Genomic DNA, 17,326 nt, shown 5'->3' on the forward strand with positions numbered 1-17,326 from the left:
GAAAAAGAATGGCTGCGCTCAAAAGGCAGACCATTCTTTTTTTTCGTTTCTTCGATAAGTACCAGGGCTAGTACCTATGATGGATTTAAACGTTTTGGAGAAATGATGAACATCCGTAAAGCCGCAGTATTCGCTCACTTTCTGAATAGAGACGCCCTCGTATAATAATTCTCGCGCATGCTCGATGCGTAAATGCAACAAATATTGGTAAGGTGTCGTGCCAAAATGTTGTTTGAAGAGCACGTTAAATCTAGATGGCGAAAGCCCGGCTCTCTTTGCCATATCGATGACGTTGATGGGTTCGGAAATGTGAAATGCAAAATAAGACGTGATCCAGTTCATAAAGGGCTGTGGAGATACCGATGCCGTTTGGGGTTTCATGTAGATTTTGAATATAATAGTCAGCCATTCGTGGGCAAGCTGATTGGCTTCCATGACGCCTGTATACGTTTGAGACTGCCAGCACTCGATCATTTTCAGCACCAGATCTCTCATTTTATGCGAGTGGGCCGTCTCCAGCTTAAAAGGGATTCGGAGATCCTGGCAATCATGCATCCTAGGTTGCATATAAGAGGCGTAGGGAGTCATGTCCAATTGCCCAGGCAGAGTTACAAAGCTGCTTTCCCTTAATGGATTATAGAAAAAATCAAGGTGAATATATGGATTAATCGTAGAGGTAATCCCCTTGATGGTATGCACATCACCAGGCTGAAACAGACATAGGTCGCCTTCCTTCAACATATGGGTATCACCGCCCAGTTGAATCTCAAACTGACCTTCTTGCACATAAAAGAGGATGTAATCCAGCAAGCTGCGTTCACCTAAAATAAACGGAGGTCGGACTGCATAACCCGCGATTCGAATAAAAGGAGCTACCGCATAATTTTCTAAAATCACAAATGTACACCTCTTTCAGGATGCAATTGCAGTTGTTTTTTACATAAAAAAAGCGTTTTATCCACAAAGAATTTAGTCTGTTTTTACATTATGATAAAGGGAGTAGATAACTTTAGTATACCATTTTACAATCGGAGGAAACACATGAAAAACGTGTATAAAGGCGCCAAAACAAGAGAAATCAGCTTTCCAATAGGTGGAATAGGAAGCGGATGCATAGGTTTGTCGGGGAATGGAAGATTGGTGGACTGGGAAATTTTTAATCGCCCAAACAAAAAGAGTTTCAACGGTTTTAGCCACTTTGCAATAAAAGCAGAAAGTCAGGGGAAAATTCTGGATGCACGCGTGATAAACGGAGATTTGCAAGCATCCTACGTTGGCGAACACGTTCGAAACGCTCCTTTACATAGCGGATATGGCTTCGGACCGGAGAGCCAGACAATGGCAGGCATGCCGCATTTCGAAGAAGTTGAGTTCAGGGGAGAATTCCCATTTGCCGAAATGTCGTTTGCGGAATCAAAGTTCCCAGGACGTATTGAATTAGTAGCTTTTAATCCATTTATCCCCCTTCAAGAGGATGATTCCAGTATTCCCGCTGCCTTTTTCGAGTGGGAGCTGGAAAATACGGAGGATGTCCCACTCATGTATACGCTTTGTCTGTCTGCCGGTAATCCGATTCCAACAGAAAAGGTTGTTCACCAGTACAGTGAAAGCGATGGCGTCCATTCGATCCTGTTAGGATCGAATCAGTTTAACAGTGAAGATCCTTATTTTGGCGATATAACGATTGCCACAGATGCGGCAGATATTAGCTACCAAGAATTCTGGTACCGTGGCGGGTGGTGCGATAATCTTGAGATGTTCTGGCATGACTTCACGCAGCCTGGGCACTTGAACAACAGGCAGTACCGCGAGGATGAGCCACCTGTGCGCAGGAGAGATACGGCATCGCTAGCTGCGCATACGGAACTGATGCCTGGCGAGAAGAAAAAGATCAGATTCACAATCAGTTGGAGCTTCCCGAATGTGAATAATTATTGGAATCCGAATCCAGATGGTCCTAATGTCTGGCGAAATTACTATGCAACCCTATTTGAAGATTCTCGGGCAAGCGCGAAGTATGCTTTTAAACATTGGAAGCGTTTAGTCGGAGAGACACTTAAATTTAAAGAAGCTCTGTTTTCTTCCACCGTGCCTGACGTTGTCAAAGACGCGGTTTCCGCGAACTTATCTGTCCTTAAGTCGGCGACTAGCTTACGTCTAACCGATGGTTCTTTTTATGGATTTGAAGGCGTCATCGAGGACACTGGGTGTTGCGAAGGATCTTGTACGCATGTGTGGAATTACGCTTACGCAATGCCGTTTTTGTTTCCGAGGCTGGAACGCAGCATGAGGGATCTAGATTTCACGTACAACAAACGCGATGATGGTAGAATGTCATTCCGCTTGATGCTCCCGCTAGGTCGCGAGAGGATGGACTTCCGTGCTTGTGCAGATGGACAATTCGGCGGCGTCATGAAAGCTTATCGCGATTGGAAAATATCAGGAGATACGGCGTGGTTGCGATCTGTCTGGCCCGCCATCAAGCAATCGATTGAATACGCTTGGTCTGACACCAATGAGGACAAGTGGGACACCGAAAAGAGAGGAGTTCTTGTAGGCAGACAACACCATACGTTGGATATGGAGCTTTACGGTCCAAACTCCTGGTTGAGCGGATTTTATTTGGCTGCGCTCAAAGCGGGAGCTGAAATGGCTGAGTTCTTAGGCGATCAGAAGACATCAGAGGAGTTCAGCAACTTGTTTCAAACCGGTAAACAGTGGGTAGATGAGCACCTATTCAATGGCCAGTATTACGTTCAACAAGTGGATTTATCGGATAAATCCTTGCTAGATCAATTCGACGAGGAAACGGTTCGTCACTATTGGAATGTGGAATTAGGGGAAATCAAATATCAGGTTGCCGAAGGCTGTGTGATCGACCAGGTCATTGCGCAGTGGCATGCTAATTTATCGGGGTTAGGCGAGATTTTTGATAAAGGCCAAACTCGCACCGCCTTGCAGTCACTGTATCAGTATAATTTTAAAACCAGTATGAGACACGAGGCCAATACCTGGAGGTTGTACTCGCTGGGTGATGAGGGGGGACTTGTGATCTGCACATGGCCCGAAGGAGTAAGCAAACCAGCGATTCCATTGACGTACAATACGGAAACAATGACGGGTTTTGAATATCAAGCAGCATCGCACATGATTCAGGAAGGATTCATTGATGAGGGGATGTCCATCGTTCAAGCAATTCGTGATCGTTACGACGGCGAAAAGCGCAATCCGTGGAACGAGATCGAGTGCGGCAGCAACTACGCCAGATCGATGGCTAGCTACTCCTTGCTGCAGGCTTTCAGCGGATTTGAGTACAATATGGTTACAGGTATGATCGGTTTCAACCCCGTACAATACAAAGAGGGGATATTCCGTACCTTCTGGTCGCTCGATGCAGGCTGGGGGACCTTCGAGAAACGTGAGGAGCAACTACGCCTTCAAATTTTAGGGGGGCAACTCCACTTAAAGGTATTTAAACTTCCCGTAGAGCAACTCATTGCTATTGAACAAATTCAATGGAATGGCGATAACTTGGCGTACACAATCGAAGGTAATGACATACATTTTGCTGGTGGGTATACGCTAGATACGACACATCCGCTTGTAATAAAGCTCCGTTCATAGATAAACAAATAACTATGATATAAGGCAGGGACTCACATGAATGACATGATGCAAAAGAGAGTGCTTATTTTTTCTTTTCTGGCTTTGCCGATTGGGTTGCTGGTGTTATTCCTGATTTACCCGACTGTCAAACTGTTTCAATATAGTATGACGGATTGGAACGGGATTAGGGAAGCGGGAGCTTCCCATTTTCAGTTTTTCGGAAAACATTTGAGCGAAGGAGACAGCAGAATGAAGTTAAAAGCTTATCTTTCTCCAACGTTATTTCTTGATCTCATTCCAGCTAAGCCAATCAGACCAAGCAATCCAAGCCAACCCCAGTTCGAAGCATTCGATCCCGAATTTGCAGTATCATAAGCGCGGATAGAATTATTAGTAGAGTAAGAATTTAGCCCAGTTCCGTAATTGGTTTGGTTTAGCTTAGTACTGGGAAACGCAGGAGGTGAACTAATCGTTCCTGTATTTGTACCATATGGACTGTAATTATTCACATTATTATTTGTATTTATACTTGTTGAAGAATTCATTCCAACACCTGCATTTTCATGTGCTCCAACTGTTCCAAAACTTAATGCTGATGTTAATAAAATAGCAAACGTAAGAGTTTGAACCTTTTTCATAATGTCCCTATCTCCTCTCAAATCTTTATTTGACAACACTAGTTAGGATGTTCAACAGTGGCCATTTCTAATGGGGGAGTTATTGGCACAGAATAAAGAGGACTTTCATCTCCCTTAACACTAGAGGTGAAGGTCCTCAATTTACTATTCGACTAATTAGTTACTGCTATAACCGTAATGCGCGATGACCGGTTGTGATGACTGTATGGATCCTTGTTGTGGATATCCGCTGTTCTGGGAATTCTGTGCCTGATAGCCGCCGTAATGAGAAATGACCGGCTGAGAGGCGTTTTGAGAATAAGCATTCATTTGAGATGCATGGTTAGGCTGCATGCTGTTCTGGGAATTCTGTGCCTGGTAGCCACCGTAATGAGAAATGACCGGTTGTGAGGCGTTTTGAGAATAAGCATTCATTTGGGATATATGGTTAGGGTGCATGCTGTGCTGGGAATTCTGTGCTTGGTAGCCGCCGTAATGAGAAATGACAGGCTGTGAAGCGCTTTGAGAGTAAGCATTAATTTGGGATGCATAGCTAGGCTGCATGTTGTTCTGGGAATTCTGTGCCTGATAACCGCCAAAGTGAGAAATGACAGGCTGTGAGGCGCTTTGAGAGTAAGCATTTATTTGGGATGCATGGCTAGGCTGCATGTTGTTCTGGGAATTCTGTGCCTGATAACCGCCAAAGTGAGAAATGACAGGCTGTGAGGCGCTTTGAGAGAAAGCATTCATTTGAGAAAGATGGTAAGGCTGTCCGCTCTGCTCCCGATTTTGAGCCTGGTAACCTCCAAAATGAGAAATGACTGGTTGTGAAGCATTCTGTGTAAATGCGTTGTCCTGTGTATGTTGAGTTTGATAGCCACCGTAATGAGAAATGACCGGGTCCTGCGAAGTATACGAATTAGCGTATCCGTTTGTATAAGATGATTGAGATGCATTGTTTTGGCTTTGCTGTCCGAATTGATTCATTTGAATAGTCCCTCCTAGATTATCTATCTTGGCCGTAGAAGCCTACATTATTATAAGGATTCAACCTGCTTTTATCCTGTGAATTTATGGTTATTTACCCCTACGTTACCGACAGAGCGTCCATGGTCGGGGACAGATAGTAACTAGATATAGAATAAAGTAACTGTAAAGTGAATTTTTGATTATTTCTTTTGGACACAATACAACAGAGGTGATCACATGCGTTGTTTACTTTGCGAGAATGAGCAAGTGTTAAAAGGAAAAAAAGCGAAATGTTTTATATGTACCATTGTTAAGCGTCGGAATTTACCTACAACTTAATCGTACAAGCTATGGAGGTCTTTATATTGGGCTCAAACCAGGATAAGCTTTCCATCATTGCCCTCGGTGGTGTAAATGAAATTGGTAAAAATATGTACGTTATTCAATATAACGATGATATCGTCATTATTGACTGTGGGGCCAAATTTCCAGATGAAAGCCTGTTGGGAATAGATCTAATTATCCCTGATATCTCCTACTTACTTGAAAATAGAGATAAGGTAAGGGGTTTGGTTATAACTCATGGACACGAGGATCATATTGGTGGTATTCCCTATATAATCAAACAGTTGAACATGCCAATTTATGCTACACGTCTTACCCTTGGCCTTATAAAGGGGAAACTTAAAGAACATGGTCTTCTTAACACGACTACTTTGCATGAGATTGATGCAAATTCTAGCCTTATTTTAGGTGCCATTCCACTAAGTTTTTTTCGAACGAACCATAGCATTCCTGATTGCCTAGGTATCGTCTTCGATACCCCGCAAGGGACTGTCGTGCATACTGGAGATTTCAAATTTGATTTAACACCGGTAAACGAACAATATGCGGATATACATAAAATGGCAGCTATTGGCCAAAATGGTGTACTTGCTCTACTTTCCGAAAGTACGAATGCTGAGCGGCCAGGATTCACACCTTCTGAACGCTTTGTTGGTGATCATATTGAGGAAGCATTTGCAAAGGCTACTGGAAAAATATTTTTATCGACCTTCGCATCTAACGTCAACAGGTTACAGCAAGTCATTGTCGCAGCAGAGAAAACGAACCGTAGAATCGCTCTTTTAGGAAGAAGCATGGTCAATGTCGTAGACATTGCTGTATCCCTAGGCTACTTGAGAATGCCCCCTGATATGTTAATTGAAGCTCAAGATGTGAATCGCTATTCTCCAGATGAGCTCGTCATCCTCTGTACGGGAAGTCAAGGGGAACCCATGGCAGCATTAGCCCGCTTGGCCAGCGGTACACACCGTCAAGTCGAAGTTTCCCCAGGTGATACAGTTATACTTGCGGCAACGCCAATTCCTGGTAACGAAAGAAACGTATCGCGCATTGTAGATAACTTGTTTGCAAGAGGGGTTAAAGTCATCTACGGATCTGGATCCGTAACAGGAATGCATGTATCTGGTCATGCAAGTCAAGAAGAATTAAAGCTAATGCTGACATTAATGAAGCCAAAATACTTTATCCCTATACATGGGGAATACCGAATGCTTCATCAGCACCGTTTATTAGCTGAAGCAGTTGGTGTAGATTCTGATAACATTTTTATTATCAATAACGGCGAGGTTGTAGACTTTATAAGCTCCAAAGCTCGTAAAGAGCGTCATGTTCCAAATGGAAATACATTAGTTGATGGGCTTGGTATTGGAGATGTAGGTCATATTGTGTTACGAGATCGAAAAGTTTTATCTGAAGACGGGATATTAATTTTTGTGCTTACCCTGAGTAAGTCGGATGGGAAAGTTGTATCGGGGCCAGATATCATATCCCGCGGATTCGTCTATGTTAAAGAATCCGAGGGATTGATGGAGGATGTACACCGGATTGCATTAACTACAATCACTCAACTACAAGATGCGAAAACGAATCAATGGGGGCTTTATAAGCAAGCTCTAAAAGAAGCGATTGGCAAATATTTATATACCCAGACCAAAAGAAGGCCAATGATATTGCCAATTATCATTCAGGTTTAATATTCGTGAAATAACGACCACTATATGGATGGTGTAAATTAATTCTAAAAACATATAATATCTGTGTTTCAAATTACTCAAGATGGGTGGGCTAAAGTCATGACGAACCAGAAAAAGAGCGTAAAATCAGCAAAGCAAAAAAACCAAAAGCCAAGTAACAATAACAAAAACAGCAGAAATAACGATATTGATGATGCAAATAATAATTCTGGTGGCTAATGAATAATATAAGTCTCAACAAACAACCTCACTTCAATCTAAGTGAGGTTGTTCTGTATATTGTTTCAAAGGTGATAACAGCGGACGTAGCGGGAGATTGCTTAAGAGCTGGGGATTTCAGGTTAGAGTGAATTATTTAATACTTTTTGGAAGATATTAAGTATGATGGTGAATAATAGTACCGGATGTGAATGTTATGAATCGATACCTGATCTCGTCCAAATGAAAGCGATAGATAAACCCAACTCGGTAAAACCGGTTATCTTCATACATGTGGATTCCTTGCTATCTTCCGCAATTGATGAAGGAATTAGCAAGGATATGCTTCCAACCTTCAAATATTTGAAGGAACATGGGCAATATCACAAAGAATTTGTGAGCTCGTTTCCGACGATGAGCGTGACTATAGACAGTACTCTATGCCGAAGGATCGGTCTATATCAGCCACAGCGGATTCCATCTGCTGCCGGGGGAAAGTCGCACGGTTACAGCTGTCTGGAAAGGTACTGGGAATGACAGCGTGTTGTCCGTCCGAGCCCTCAATGCGGATAAGCAGACAGTAGGATAGCAATGGTATATACACAAAAACCGGACTGAGAAATTCAGTACCGGTTATTTTATCTTATGTCAATTTTGTTGCTGTTTTGTTTCTATATTTCATTGGCGTTGTACCCACAAGCTTTTTGAAAGCTTGACAAAAGTAAGGGAAGTTATTCATGCCTACTTCAATACTGATCTGTTCTACCCCTTTGTTGGTAATATGTAAGAGTAGACAAGCTTGCCGTATTCGCCTTGCAAGGATATATGCCATTAGACTTGAGCCGGTTTCTTGTTTGAAAATGCGAGACACATAATACTTGGATATATGCAAATGCTCTGCTAAGGTATCAAGGGATAGATCATCGGAATAATGTCCTTCCAGCCAATTCATTACTTTTTCTGAATAGCGAAGCTGTCTTTGCGGATGTAAGTTATTCTCAACGGGATTACCAAATCCTTTAGCATAGAGAAAATGAAATATTTGCAGAAGCATTAAAGCGAAGTTATGTTGTTTTTCATGCTCCTGATAATTGGCGAAATTAGCATTGTAATGTAGGAATAACTCGCAGATAAACCGCGTTTGGTCAACATTTTGGAGAACCTGTTCTTGGACTTCATTTTTCCACAGATGCTGAAAATAACGCTCTAAGTGGGGGAATGAAGAGAAATAGTGTTCAAATATCGAAGGCTCTAATGTGACAATCGTGCGCTCAAATGGTGAGTCTGGTTGTACATGAACCTGTATGTTATGCAGTTGATAGGGTTGCAGGTAGAGGAACGTACCCGATTTAATCGAATATACTTGGCGATTCACCACGATTTGACCGGTGCCTTGATGAACGAATAATAGCTCCATTCCTTGATGACAATGGTGAAATCCTTTATATAAATCAGTTGTGAATTTGCGATAACTGAAGCGAAAGGGAGTTTCATGTAATTCAACATCTTCCAATAATTTCATTCGATGTTTCCCCCATCATTGCATAGAATTGTCCAGCGAGCTTAGTGTAACATGATCTATGAAAACATGACAAGAAAACAACAATTTTATGCGAATGAGAATAACTTTGACACGGGCAGATTTCATATAATGAAGACATTGTAAGTTCGAACAATCATGAAAAAAGGATGCGATTATTTTGGAATACACGTCATTTGGCAGAACAGGAATGCGAGTTTCAAAGCTTGGACTTGGAGGCGCTCCGCTTGGTGGAGATTTCGGTCCGGTTACGGATGAACAAGTCATTGAAGTAATCGGTCGGGCTTTGGAATTAGGAATCAATTTCATCGATACAGCGCCTTTATATGGTGCAGGTGAAAGTGAAAGACGAATTGGGAAGGCGATTCAGGGCAAGAGAGAACAAATTTTTCTTGCGACAAAGGCGGTTATGCGAGGTACTCCTTATACATACGAGAATACGATTCAGTCTGTGGAAGATAGTCTGAAGCGATTAGGGACGGATTATGTCGATCTTATTCAGATGCATGAGCTTTCAGAGTTGAATGCAGAAATGGGGATGAACGAAACGATCCCGGCTTTTCTGAAGTTGAAGGAGCAAGGCAAAGTGCGGGCTATCGGAGTTAATGCTTTCAATCCGTCGCTATTGCTGCCATTTATTCGATCTGGCCACATCGATTCCGTGCAAACCTTCTGCCGTTATATGTTGATCGACTATACGGCTATGGATGAGCTTCTACCGACGGCGAAACAGCATAATGTCGCCGTTATTAACGGCAGCGTGCTCGGCATGGGTCTTCTGGCAGAAGCCCCAGCGCCATTCATCAAGACAGATTCGCCTTTATATAACGAAGCGCAACAACGAATCGATCAGTTAGCTTTCCTTCGTAAGTCAGAGCCGAAAGGATTAATTGAGCCTGCGATGCGCTTCAGCCTTGCTAGCCCTGACATTACGGTAACGTTAACTGGAACTACTTCCTTGCGATCGCTAGGACTAAATGCCAGTTATTGCGATGGCGTAGGTATCCTGCAACATGAATTAGATCGCTTGCTGTCTTTATTCCCAGGTCAGCAACTACAGTGGTAAAAGGAGAATGATAAGCCCATGTCTAAGTTAGAAGCAAATATGAAAGCGGATGCCGTGCATGCACGATGGTTGGATAAAGTTTGGAATCAAATTGTAAACAAAGTTGAACACATGAATGCGTCTATTGGCACTGAATTCCCCTACATTTCGGAGAATGGCAAGTACAACAGAGAAGCGGCTGATTGGTGGACGAATGGCTTCTGGCCAGGTCTTCTTTGGATGGTATATCGTGAGACCAAGAATGAAAGCCTCAAAGAAACAGCTGCTCAGATTGAAGTTAAAATGGACACGGTGATCGCCGACTTTTATCCACTGCACCATGATGTTGGCTTTATGTGGAGCCCCTCTTCCGTGGCCCAATACAAGCTGTTCGGCAATGAAGATTCGAAGCGGAGGGCATTGACGGTAGCTAGTCATCTCGTTGGTCGTTTGAATGTGAAAGGCGGTTTCATTCGTGCTTGGAACCAGCCTGAGCGAGTTGGTTGGGCGATTATTGACTGCATGATGAATTTACCGCTGCTGTATTGGGCTAGCCAAGAAACAGGAGATCCTCGTTTCAAACATGTGGCAGTTTTACATGCGGATACAACGTTGCGTGAGTTTCTTCGCCCAGATGGATCGACTTACCATATCGTGTGTTTCGACCCCGAAACGGGCGAGAGACTAGAGGCCCTTGGCGGGCAAGGTTATGCGCCTGATTCTGCTTGGGCGCGAGGCACGGCATGGTCTTTATATGGTATGGCCCTAAGCGCACGCTATACAGGAGATCAACGCTATATCGATGCAGCTAAACGTGCAGCACATTTCTTCCTAGCGAATGTACCTGAAGATGGGTTACCTCCCTTTGACTTCCGAGCACCATGGGAAGAAGGAATGGCAATGGACTCGAGCTCGACAGCTTGCGCAGCTACGGGCATGTTAGAATTGAGTTTGCTGGTACCTGAGCGTGAAGCTGAGTTCTATCGCCGTGCGGCTGAGAAATTAATTTTTAAATTAAACGAAAATTATACGGCGTGGGACGATCCGAACGAGGAAGCCATTCTGAGATTGGGAACCGCTAATCGGCCTCGGAATGCCCATGTGAATGTACCGATGATCTATGGTGACTTCTTCTTCGCAGAGGCAGTTTGCAAACTACGCGGCGTACACGACACCTTCTGGTAGGAATTAGACGTATACCTTTTGAAATAAGAACAAGATATTGAAGTTAGTATAGTTCAGTAATTCGAACACCAAAAGCGGCCTTCTCCAAGTTGAGAATGGCCGCTTTTATTTACGGTGAGATCTCCTGAATATCACTCACTCTGGATTTAAGCCGATATTCGGTGGGGGTAGTGCCAAACCGCTTTTTAAATAAGGTGAAGAAATGCTTTTTATTTTCCCAACCTATTTTTTCGATAATTTCATCTACGTTATATGGCGAGTCCTTGAGCAATTCAGATGCTTTCACTAGTCGAGTTTCAGATATGTAGTCAGCGATCGATCGTGAAGAATGCTCACGGAAGAGCTTGCCTAAATAAGCCGGCGTTAATTTAAACTGGTCTGCTACTCGATTGGACGTTAGGGTTGTATCCATATAATGGGAGTCGATGAAGCGGATTGCGTTGGAAACCACGATATCTGATTTCTCGCTTCGGTTTTGTTCAATTTTCCCAATAATCGCGGATATAAGGGTAATGAACTCGTTATTGATCTCGTCGAATACTTCCATTGATTTCATTGTATTGTCAAAGGAAACGAAGTCTAGACCAAAGGAGATCGTCCCATTTCGCTCCATGAGATTAACCAGATTGAAGATGCTGGAGGACAAATACGATAAGGTAAACATGATGATATTGAAGCTGCAATCTGTTAGTTCTTGTATCAAGTTCCAGTAGGCTGTTTTGGCTTCTTCTAATTTGGCTTTCTGAATACAGTCTAGAAATTGCTGCACAGAGGCCGTATTGATATTGAAATCGGACCAATTGACCTTATTTATCGTTAATTGGGTGAGCAGGCAACCATGACCATATTTAATCCGATAATGGGAAAGCTCTAATGTTCTCTCATACAGGGCCCGGACATCCTTAATGGAAGTTACGGGTTCGCTAATAAAGGCTGAAACGCTAATCGAACAGTACTTGGCGTACACTTGCTGAATCTCTTGTGCCAAGCTCTTCAAACGCTCGATGTGTGCTGTGGAACCAGGTTCATGATCACTGAATACTTCCATATTTAATAAGGTAACCACATGATCCCGACCCGCATCGATGGACTCGCATGGATAGGAAGGATGCACGATTTCATTTGCTATATTAAGAAGCGAGTATCGTAATAAGGATTGATCCTTCGAGCTATAGTTCGCATGAAAAGCCGCATAATGATCTGTTTTAAAGAGAATAAGGGCAATGGAGCTTCTTGGATCAAAATGAACATTATGCTGCTTAAAAAACGCTTCATAATCGACTTCTTTTACATGTTTACTCAAGAGAAGATCCTTCAAATACGTCTGTTTCAACGTGAACAGATTGGTCTTACGGAAATCTTCAAGGGAGTTAAGTTGATAGTGAGTCGACTCTATGGAATCAGTGATGTACTCGAATTCATTGTGATGATCCCCTTTTGGCTCCTGTGTGTGATTCAGACGTCCGATTGTTTTTCTTAAATTTCGCACAGGATCATACAAATTCTTGGATAGTAAAAATCCTGTAATGAGACAGATGATGAGCATAACAAGTCCTATCGTCACTGTAATCGCTTTCACCTTACTCACGGTTCCAGCAATATATTTGTAAGGTGTGATGTTTACCAAGATCCATGGCGATGTCTCATATGACGTATAAGTAATGATCGAGGAGGTCCCTCTGAAGTCAGCTGTGAAAACACCAGATTGGTTAGTGAATTTTAATACGTGAGAAACGAAAGGCTCGTTGGACAAACTGCTTAGAAATAGGTCTTTTTCTTGATCCGAATTGGCAATGACGTTCCCGTTGTGATCCATAATCAAGATATTATTACCTGTTAATGAATCAGATTCCTGATAGGACGCAAGAGAATTGAAAATCCAATTCATTCGGACATTGATAACGAGTGCATTTTTCAACTGTTTATCAGGAAAATACTCAGGCAGGATGTAGGAAAATACATTCTCGAATTTCGTAGGATCTAATTCTGATACTGGGATTTTTCTTGGAATAGGTGTATGAGACAGTAATAGCTTTGGATCTTTAAACATTTGTACCAATTCCGTGTCATAAAACTGATCTTTCCGAGTGACTGTATTCGGTCCAATGGCATAATAGGTGTTCGTCTTCCCGTTATACACATAAGCGGAATAGATGAATGGCGCACTTCCTAACGAAGTTTCAATAGTATTAATGCTGTTAAGCTGATCCAAAACCGATATGTCATCGCTATACATTAATTTTGTTGTATTGGGGTTATTAAAAATCGCATTAGAGTAGGTGCGCACCGAGTTGTTTATTTGCAGGGCATTCTGATAGATCTGGTTCATTAATTTCTGATTAGATGAATTGAGCAGCCCAATGCTGTAGTTTGTAAAGTTAAAATGGAGAAACAACAAAAGCGCAAGCATGATTAAAGTAAGCAAGAATGTGATTTTGGTAAACATGCTATAAAAATAGATCTGACCCGTACGAAAAAATCTCACCCTCATACGTCGCCCCCTTTACGTTAAAATCATGTGTTGTCTCCATTTATTATAGTTGAAAGGGCGAGATTATGGAATTCATTTGCCTCGAATTGAACTCATTCACATAATTTGAACCTTGATTTTAAACCGATTCTTCAATTTTGTGCCTATCTCACCTGGCAAATTATCTGTTACGATAAATGCCAGAAGGAGGTCATCGCATCATGCAGCTGAGACAAATATGGAAAGATTTTCGGAAGAACAAAGTACTGCTTGCTCTAACATTACCACTCGTGATATATGTAACTATTTTCAGTTATGTACCGATGTTTGGAGCAATGGTTGCTTTCAAAAGATACCAGTTTAACAAAGGTATTTTGGGTAGTGAGTGGGTGGGTTTAAGTAATTTCAGGTTTTTATTCGGCTCTCCGGATCTCTGGCGAATTGTTCGTAACACATTGGGATACAATTCAGCGTTTATCGTTCTTAATTTAGTAGGATCTGTCTTTGTAGCTTTACTACTATATGAAATTACGAATAAGAAGCTGCTTAAAACGTATCAGTCGATCATGTTCTATCCTCATTTTTTATCCTGGGTAGTGGTTGCCTATATGGCTTATTCTTTTCTAAACCCAAGATCGGGGATGTTAAATCAGTGGTTGGCAGATATTGGTTTAGGATCCGTAGACTGGTACAATAAGTCAGGTCCTTGGATCTACATCATGCCAATAGCGAATATGTGGAAAGAGATCGGGATCGGCGCCATCATTTATTATGCGGGGCTTCTAGGTATTGACCCTACCTATTATGAGGCGGCCAAGATGGATGGAGCGAGCAAGTGGCAGATTCTTATCAAAATCTCTGTACCTTTTCTGTATCCACTCATGACGATTCTTACGATTTTAGCCATTGGGCATATTTTTACGGCTGATTTCGGTTTGTTCTACCAGCTTCCAATGAATTCGCCAACCGTATACAGCTCGACGGATGTGATTGACACTTATATTTTCAGAGCGTTAACGGATTCAGGTAATGTTGGCATGTCAAGCGCAGCAGGATTAACGAAATCGGTTCTGGGTTTGCTGCTTGTTGTCAGTACGAACGCGTTGGTGCGAAAAATAAACTCAGATAATTCGTTATTTTAAAGGAATGGAGGAGGAAGAGAGGAATGGCAAGTTTGAGGAAATACCAGTTATCTATGTTGCCGATTCATCTATTTTTTATCGCTATTTCTGCTTTGTTCATCATTCCACTGTTGTCAATCGTGTCAATCTCACTTTCTAATGAAGTAGACTTATCGAAGTTTGGTTACCGATTGATTCCCTTAAATCTTGATTTTAGTGCTTACCGTTATATTTTGGAATATCCGATGACCATTATTAATGCGTATAAAGTTACGATCATTATGGCCTTTGTAGGTACATTTGTATCCGTACTTATCATTTCCATGTGTGCCTATGCGCTATCTAGATCGGATTTTAAGTATGGCAGGTTCATTACTTTTTATTTGTTCTTCACAACGTTATTCAGTGGGGGCATTGTTCCTTACTATATTCTAATGACAAAGGTTTTCCATGTACAAAATACGTATTGGGCATTGATTCTCCCTTTATTAGGAAACATTTGGAACATGTTTTTAATGCGTACTTTCTTCAAGGCACTGCCGGATTCCTTAGTCGAATCTGCTAAAATTGATGGCGCAAGCGAGATGCGAATTTACTTAACAATCATTGTTCCACTCTCAACTCCCGTGTTAGCCACGGTAGGGCTGTTGACATTACTTGTCTACTGGAACTCTTGGTTTGCTTCGCTTCTATTTATTACCAAACAATCCATGTACCCACTCCAATACTTGCTGCAGGTAATGTTGAGTAACATCCAAGAAATATTGAAAAATATGCAAGATGGCGGAATAGTGGATACGGCAGCTTTAAACAAATTACCGAGTGAATCAGCCAGAATGGCCATGTGCATGTTAGCAATTGCACCCATGCTGTTCATATTCCCATTCTTTCAAAAGTATTTCGCCAAAGGATTAACGGTGGGCGCTGTCAAAGGCTAAGCGCTAAGCATGAATTAAGACTAGAATTCCCGAAATTCTAGGTTTAAGATAAGCATATAATAATGGAGGGTTGTTCATGGTAAACAGAAAAAGAAAGATGACTGTAGCGTTAACTTCGATTCTAACAATTGGGGCTCTTCTAGCAGGTTGTTCAACAAATACGGATAAGCCGAGTAGTACCAGCACAGCGCAAACATCGGTGTCTCAAAAGCCGGAAGAATTAAAGCCAGTAAAGTTGGTTTGGTACTTGCGAAGTGCAGAACCTAAAAATGGGGCTGCTGTCATGCAAAAAGCGAATGAAATTATCAATGAGAAAATCAAGGCAACCGTTGAATTCAAGTATGTCGCTCCAGCCGATTATGATAAAAAGATGCAGCTCGTTATGTCTTCTGGCGAGGAATATGATATCGCTTTCACTGCAAGCTGGGTAAATAACTATGTGAATAACGTCAGTAAAGGAGCGTATATTCCGTTAGACGATCTGTTGGCAAAATATCCTAATTTGACGAACATGTTTAAAAAGGAAATTTGGGATGCCGTTAAAGTCAATGGGAAAACGTATGGCGTTCCGAATAACCAAATCATGGGCGACCAGCCGGGATTTTGGTTGAAGAAGGATCTTGCAGATAAGTACAAAATTGATTTGACCAAAGTAAAGTCGTTAAATGATTTGACACCCGTTCTACAAACTATTAAAGACGGAGAACCAGGTATTTCTGCCCTTAGGGATGGTAACGGCATTAATGTTGCTTACAATGATGTTGTTTCATTAGTTGTGGACACATTTGTAGTGGATACCAAGACATGGAAAGTAACTAACCAATATGAACAGTTGGCCCCTCAATTTAAGCTGATGAGAGACTGGTACCAAAAAGGCTTTTTCCCGCAAGATGTTGCTACTCTGAAAGACGAGTTGTCCTTAATCAAAGCTGGAAAAGTATTCGGCAGATACAGTCGTCAAAAACCAGGTGTCGACGCCGAACTAAAAGCATCTTATGGATTTGACGTTGTGAATTTCGCAACCGGCCCTTCTGTCATTAGTAAATCTGCAGTAACGAGTACGCTAAATGCAATAAGCACTACTTCGAAAAATCCGGATCGCGCCATGATGTTGATCAACTTGATTGATACCAATAAAGAGCTGTTCAACTTGCTGAAGTTTGGACTTGAGGGGCAGGATTATACCAAGGTTTCTGCCAACCGCATTGAACCGAAACCAAATGCTTACTCTGTACCTGGCTGGTTATTCGGAAACGAATTCAATAGCTTTGTTGTACCTGGACAGCCGGATGATGTTTGGGATCAAACGAAGAAACTGAATGATACCTCTGTGGTTGATCCTGCAATTGGATTTACATTTGACCGTACGAATGTGGAAAATGAACTTGCTCAGTTGACAGCTGTAACAACGGAATTTAAGCCAATTCTTATCAACGGACTCGATGATCCGGACAAAATGATGAAGCTTTACACCGATAAACGAAAAGCAGCAGGTCAGGATAAAGTGTTGGCAGAAATTCAAAAGCAAGTCGATGCGTGGAGAAAGACACAGAAATAATGATTGACGTATAGCGGGGGATCCAGTATTTCTTGGTTCC

At 42.0% G+C, this 17,326-nt stretch carries 13 protein-coding genes; 8 read left to right on the plus strand and 5 right to left on the minus strand.

The genetic code is table 11. The features are described 5' to 3' along the window. Nucleotides 1-18: 18 nt before the first annotated feature. On the minus strand, nucleotides 19-897 hold the full coding sequence (locus ASL11_RS21390) for an AraC family transcriptional regulator (protein WP_056619379.1): 879 nt from the start codon (nucleotides 895-897) through the stop codon (nucleotides 19-21). A gap of 144 nt (nucleotides 898-1,041) precedes the next feature. Here ASL11_RS21390 and ASL11_RS21395 point away from each other — a divergent pair, with 144 nt between their 5' ends. Next, on the plus strand, nucleotides 1,042-3,624 hold the full coding sequence (locus tag ASL11_RS21395; protein WP_056619382.1) for a GH116 family glycosyl-hydrolase: 2,583 nt from the start codon (nucleotides 1,042-1,044) through the stop codon (nucleotides 3,622-3,624). 245 nt (nucleotides 3,625-3,869) lie between these two features. Here ASL11_RS21395 and ASL11_RS36620 read toward each other — a convergent pair whose 3' ends face one another. Together ASL11_RS36620 and ASL11_RS21405 are read right to left on the minus strand one after the other, a co-directional pair. Then, nucleotides 3,870-4,244, minus strand: coding sequence for a WGxxGxxG family protein (locus tag ASL11_RS36620; RefSeq protein ID WP_157257005.1), 375 nt, complete (start codon nucleotides 4,242-4,244; stop codon nucleotides 3,870-3,872). A gap of 156 nt (nucleotides 4,245-4,400) precedes the next feature. Continuing rightward, nucleotides 4,401-5,210 (minus strand): hypothetical protein, encoded by an 810-nt coding sequence (locus ASL11_RS21405; protein WP_056619389.1) that lies wholly within the window; start codon nucleotides 5,208-5,210, stop codon nucleotides 4,401-4,403. A gap of 347 nt (nucleotides 5,211-5,557) precedes the next feature. Between ASL11_RS21405 and ASL11_RS21410 the strand changes: the two genes are divergently transcribed. Together ASL11_RS21410 and ASL11_RS21415 are read left to right on the plus strand one after the other, a co-directional pair. Beyond that, nucleotides 5,558-7,231 (plus strand): ribonuclease J, encoded by a 1,674-nt coding sequence (locus ASL11_RS21410; protein ID WP_056619392.1) that lies wholly within the window; start codon nucleotides 5,558-5,560, stop codon nucleotides 7,229-7,231. A 381-nt stretch (nucleotides 7,232-7,612) separates the two neighbouring features. Continuing rightward, nucleotides 7,613-7,966 (plus strand): hypothetical protein, encoded by a 354-nt coding sequence (locus ASL11_RS21415; protein ID WP_056619395.1) that lies wholly within the window; start codon nucleotides 7,613-7,615, stop codon nucleotides 7,964-7,966. 106 nt (nucleotides 7,967-8,072) lie between these two features. Here ASL11_RS21415 and ASL11_RS21420 read toward each other — a convergent pair whose 3' ends face one another. Beyond that, nucleotides 8,073-8,951: an AraC family transcriptional regulator gene (locus tag ASL11_RS21420; protein WP_056619398.1), complete on the minus strand. Its 879-nt coding sequence runs from the start codon at nucleotides 8,949-8,951 to the stop codon at nucleotides 8,073-8,075. Between the two features lie 178 nt (nucleotides 8,952-9,129). Here ASL11_RS21420 and ASL11_RS21425 point away from each other — a divergent pair, with 178 nt between their 5' ends. Together ASL11_RS21425 and ASL11_RS21430 are read left to right on the plus strand one after the other, a co-directional pair. Further along, complete coding sequence (locus tag ASL11_RS21425) at nucleotides 9,130-10,035, plus strand: aldo/keto reductase (protein ID WP_056619402.1); 906 nt, start codon at nucleotides 9,130-9,132, stop codon at nucleotides 10,033-10,035. Between the two features lie 18 nt (nucleotides 10,036-10,053). After that, nucleotides 10,054-11,199, plus strand: a complete 1,146-nt coding sequence (locus ASL11_RS21430; RefSeq protein ID WP_235550532.1) for a glycoside hydrolase family 88 protein — start codon at nucleotides 10,054-10,056, stop codon at nucleotides 11,197-11,199. Nucleotides 11,200-11,308: 109 nt separating this feature from the next. Here ASL11_RS21430 and ASL11_RS21435 read toward each other — a convergent pair whose 3' ends face one another. Next, nucleotides 11,309-13,690: an AraC family transcriptional regulator gene (locus tag ASL11_RS21435; RefSeq protein WP_056619405.1), complete on the minus strand. Its 2,382-nt coding sequence runs from the start codon at nucleotides 13,688-13,690 to the stop codon at nucleotides 11,309-11,311. A 200-nt stretch (nucleotides 13,691-13,890) separates the two neighbouring features. Between ASL11_RS21435 and ASL11_RS21440 the strand changes: the two genes are divergently transcribed. The 3 genes from ASL11_RS21440 to ASL11_RS21450 all read left to right on the plus strand — a co-directional run bounded on the left by ASL11_RS21440 (nucleotide 13,891) and on the right by ASL11_RS21450 (nucleotide 17,286). Then, the gene (locus ASL11_RS21440) at nucleotides 13,891-14,811 is read left to right on the plus strand and encodes an ABC transporter permease (RefSeq protein ID WP_056619408.1); all 921 of its coding nucleotides are present in this window, start codon (nucleotides 13,891-13,893) and stop codon (nucleotides 14,809-14,811) included. A 23-nt stretch (nucleotides 14,812-14,834) separates the two neighbouring features. Further along, complete coding sequence (locus ASL11_RS21445) at nucleotides 14,835-15,728, plus strand: carbohydrate ABC transporter permease (protein WP_056619411.1); 894 nt, start codon at nucleotides 14,835-14,837, stop codon at nucleotides 15,726-15,728. 76 nt (nucleotides 15,729-15,804) lie between these two features. Continuing rightward, the gene (locus tag ASL11_RS21450; RefSeq protein WP_056619413.1) at nucleotides 15,805-17,286 is read left to right on the plus strand and encodes an ABC transporter substrate-binding protein; all 1,482 of its coding nucleotides are present in this window, start codon (nucleotides 15,805-15,807) and stop codon (nucleotides 17,284-17,286) included. The last annotated feature ends 40 nt before the right edge of the window (nucleotides 17,287-17,326 follow it).

Origin of the sequence: Paenibacillus sp. Soil750, from assembly GCF_001428045.1 — a bacterium.
GTDB classification, from domain to species: Bacteria; Bacillota; Bacilli; order Paenibacillales; family NBRC-103111; genus Paenibacillus_E; species Paenibacillus_E allorhizoplanae.

What these genes read in the sequence shown, in the direction of transcription:
- ASL11_RS21415 (WP_056619395.1), top strand. Translation starts at nt 7,613, where the DNA reads ATGATGGTGAATAATAGTACCGGATGTGAATGTTATGAATCGATACCT.
- ASL11_RS21395 (WP_056619382.1), top strand. Translation starts at nt 1,042, where the DNA reads ATGAAAAACGTGTATAAAGGCGCCAAAACAAGAGAAATCAGCTTTCCA.
- ASL11_RS21405 (WP_056619389.1), bottom strand. Translation starts at nt 5,210, where the DNA reads ATGAATCAATTCGGACAGCAAAGCCAAAACAATGCATCTCAATCATCT.
- ASL11_RS21435 (WP_056619405.1), bottom strand. Translation starts at nt 13,690, where the DNA reads ATGAGGGTGAGATTTTTTCGTACGGGTCAGATCTATTTTTATAGCATG.
- ASL11_RS21440 (WP_056619408.1), top strand. Translation starts at nt 13,891, where the DNA reads ATGCAGCTGAGACAAATATGGAAAGATTTTCGGAAGAACAAAGTACTG.
- ASL11_RS21450 (WP_056619413.1), top strand. Translation starts at nt 15,805, where the DNA reads ATGGTAAACAGAAAAAGAAAGATGACTGTAGCGTTAACTTCGATTCTA.
- ASL11_RS21420 (WP_056619398.1), bottom strand. Translation starts at nt 8,951, where the DNA reads ATGAAATTATTGGAAGATGTTGAATTACATGAAACTCCCTTTCGCTTC.
- ASL11_RS21445 (WP_056619411.1), top strand. Translation starts at nt 14,835, where the DNA reads ATGGCAAGTTTGAGGAAATACCAGTTATCTATGTTGCCGATTCATCTA.
- ASL11_RS21430 (WP_235550532.1), top strand. Translation starts at nt 10,054, where the DNA reads ATGTCTAAGTTAGAAGCAAATATGAAAGCGGATGCCGTGCATGCACGA.
- ASL11_RS36620 (WP_157257005.1), bottom strand. Translation starts at nt 4,244, where the DNA reads ATGAAAAAGGTTCAAACTCTTACGTTTGCTATTTTATTAACATCAGCA.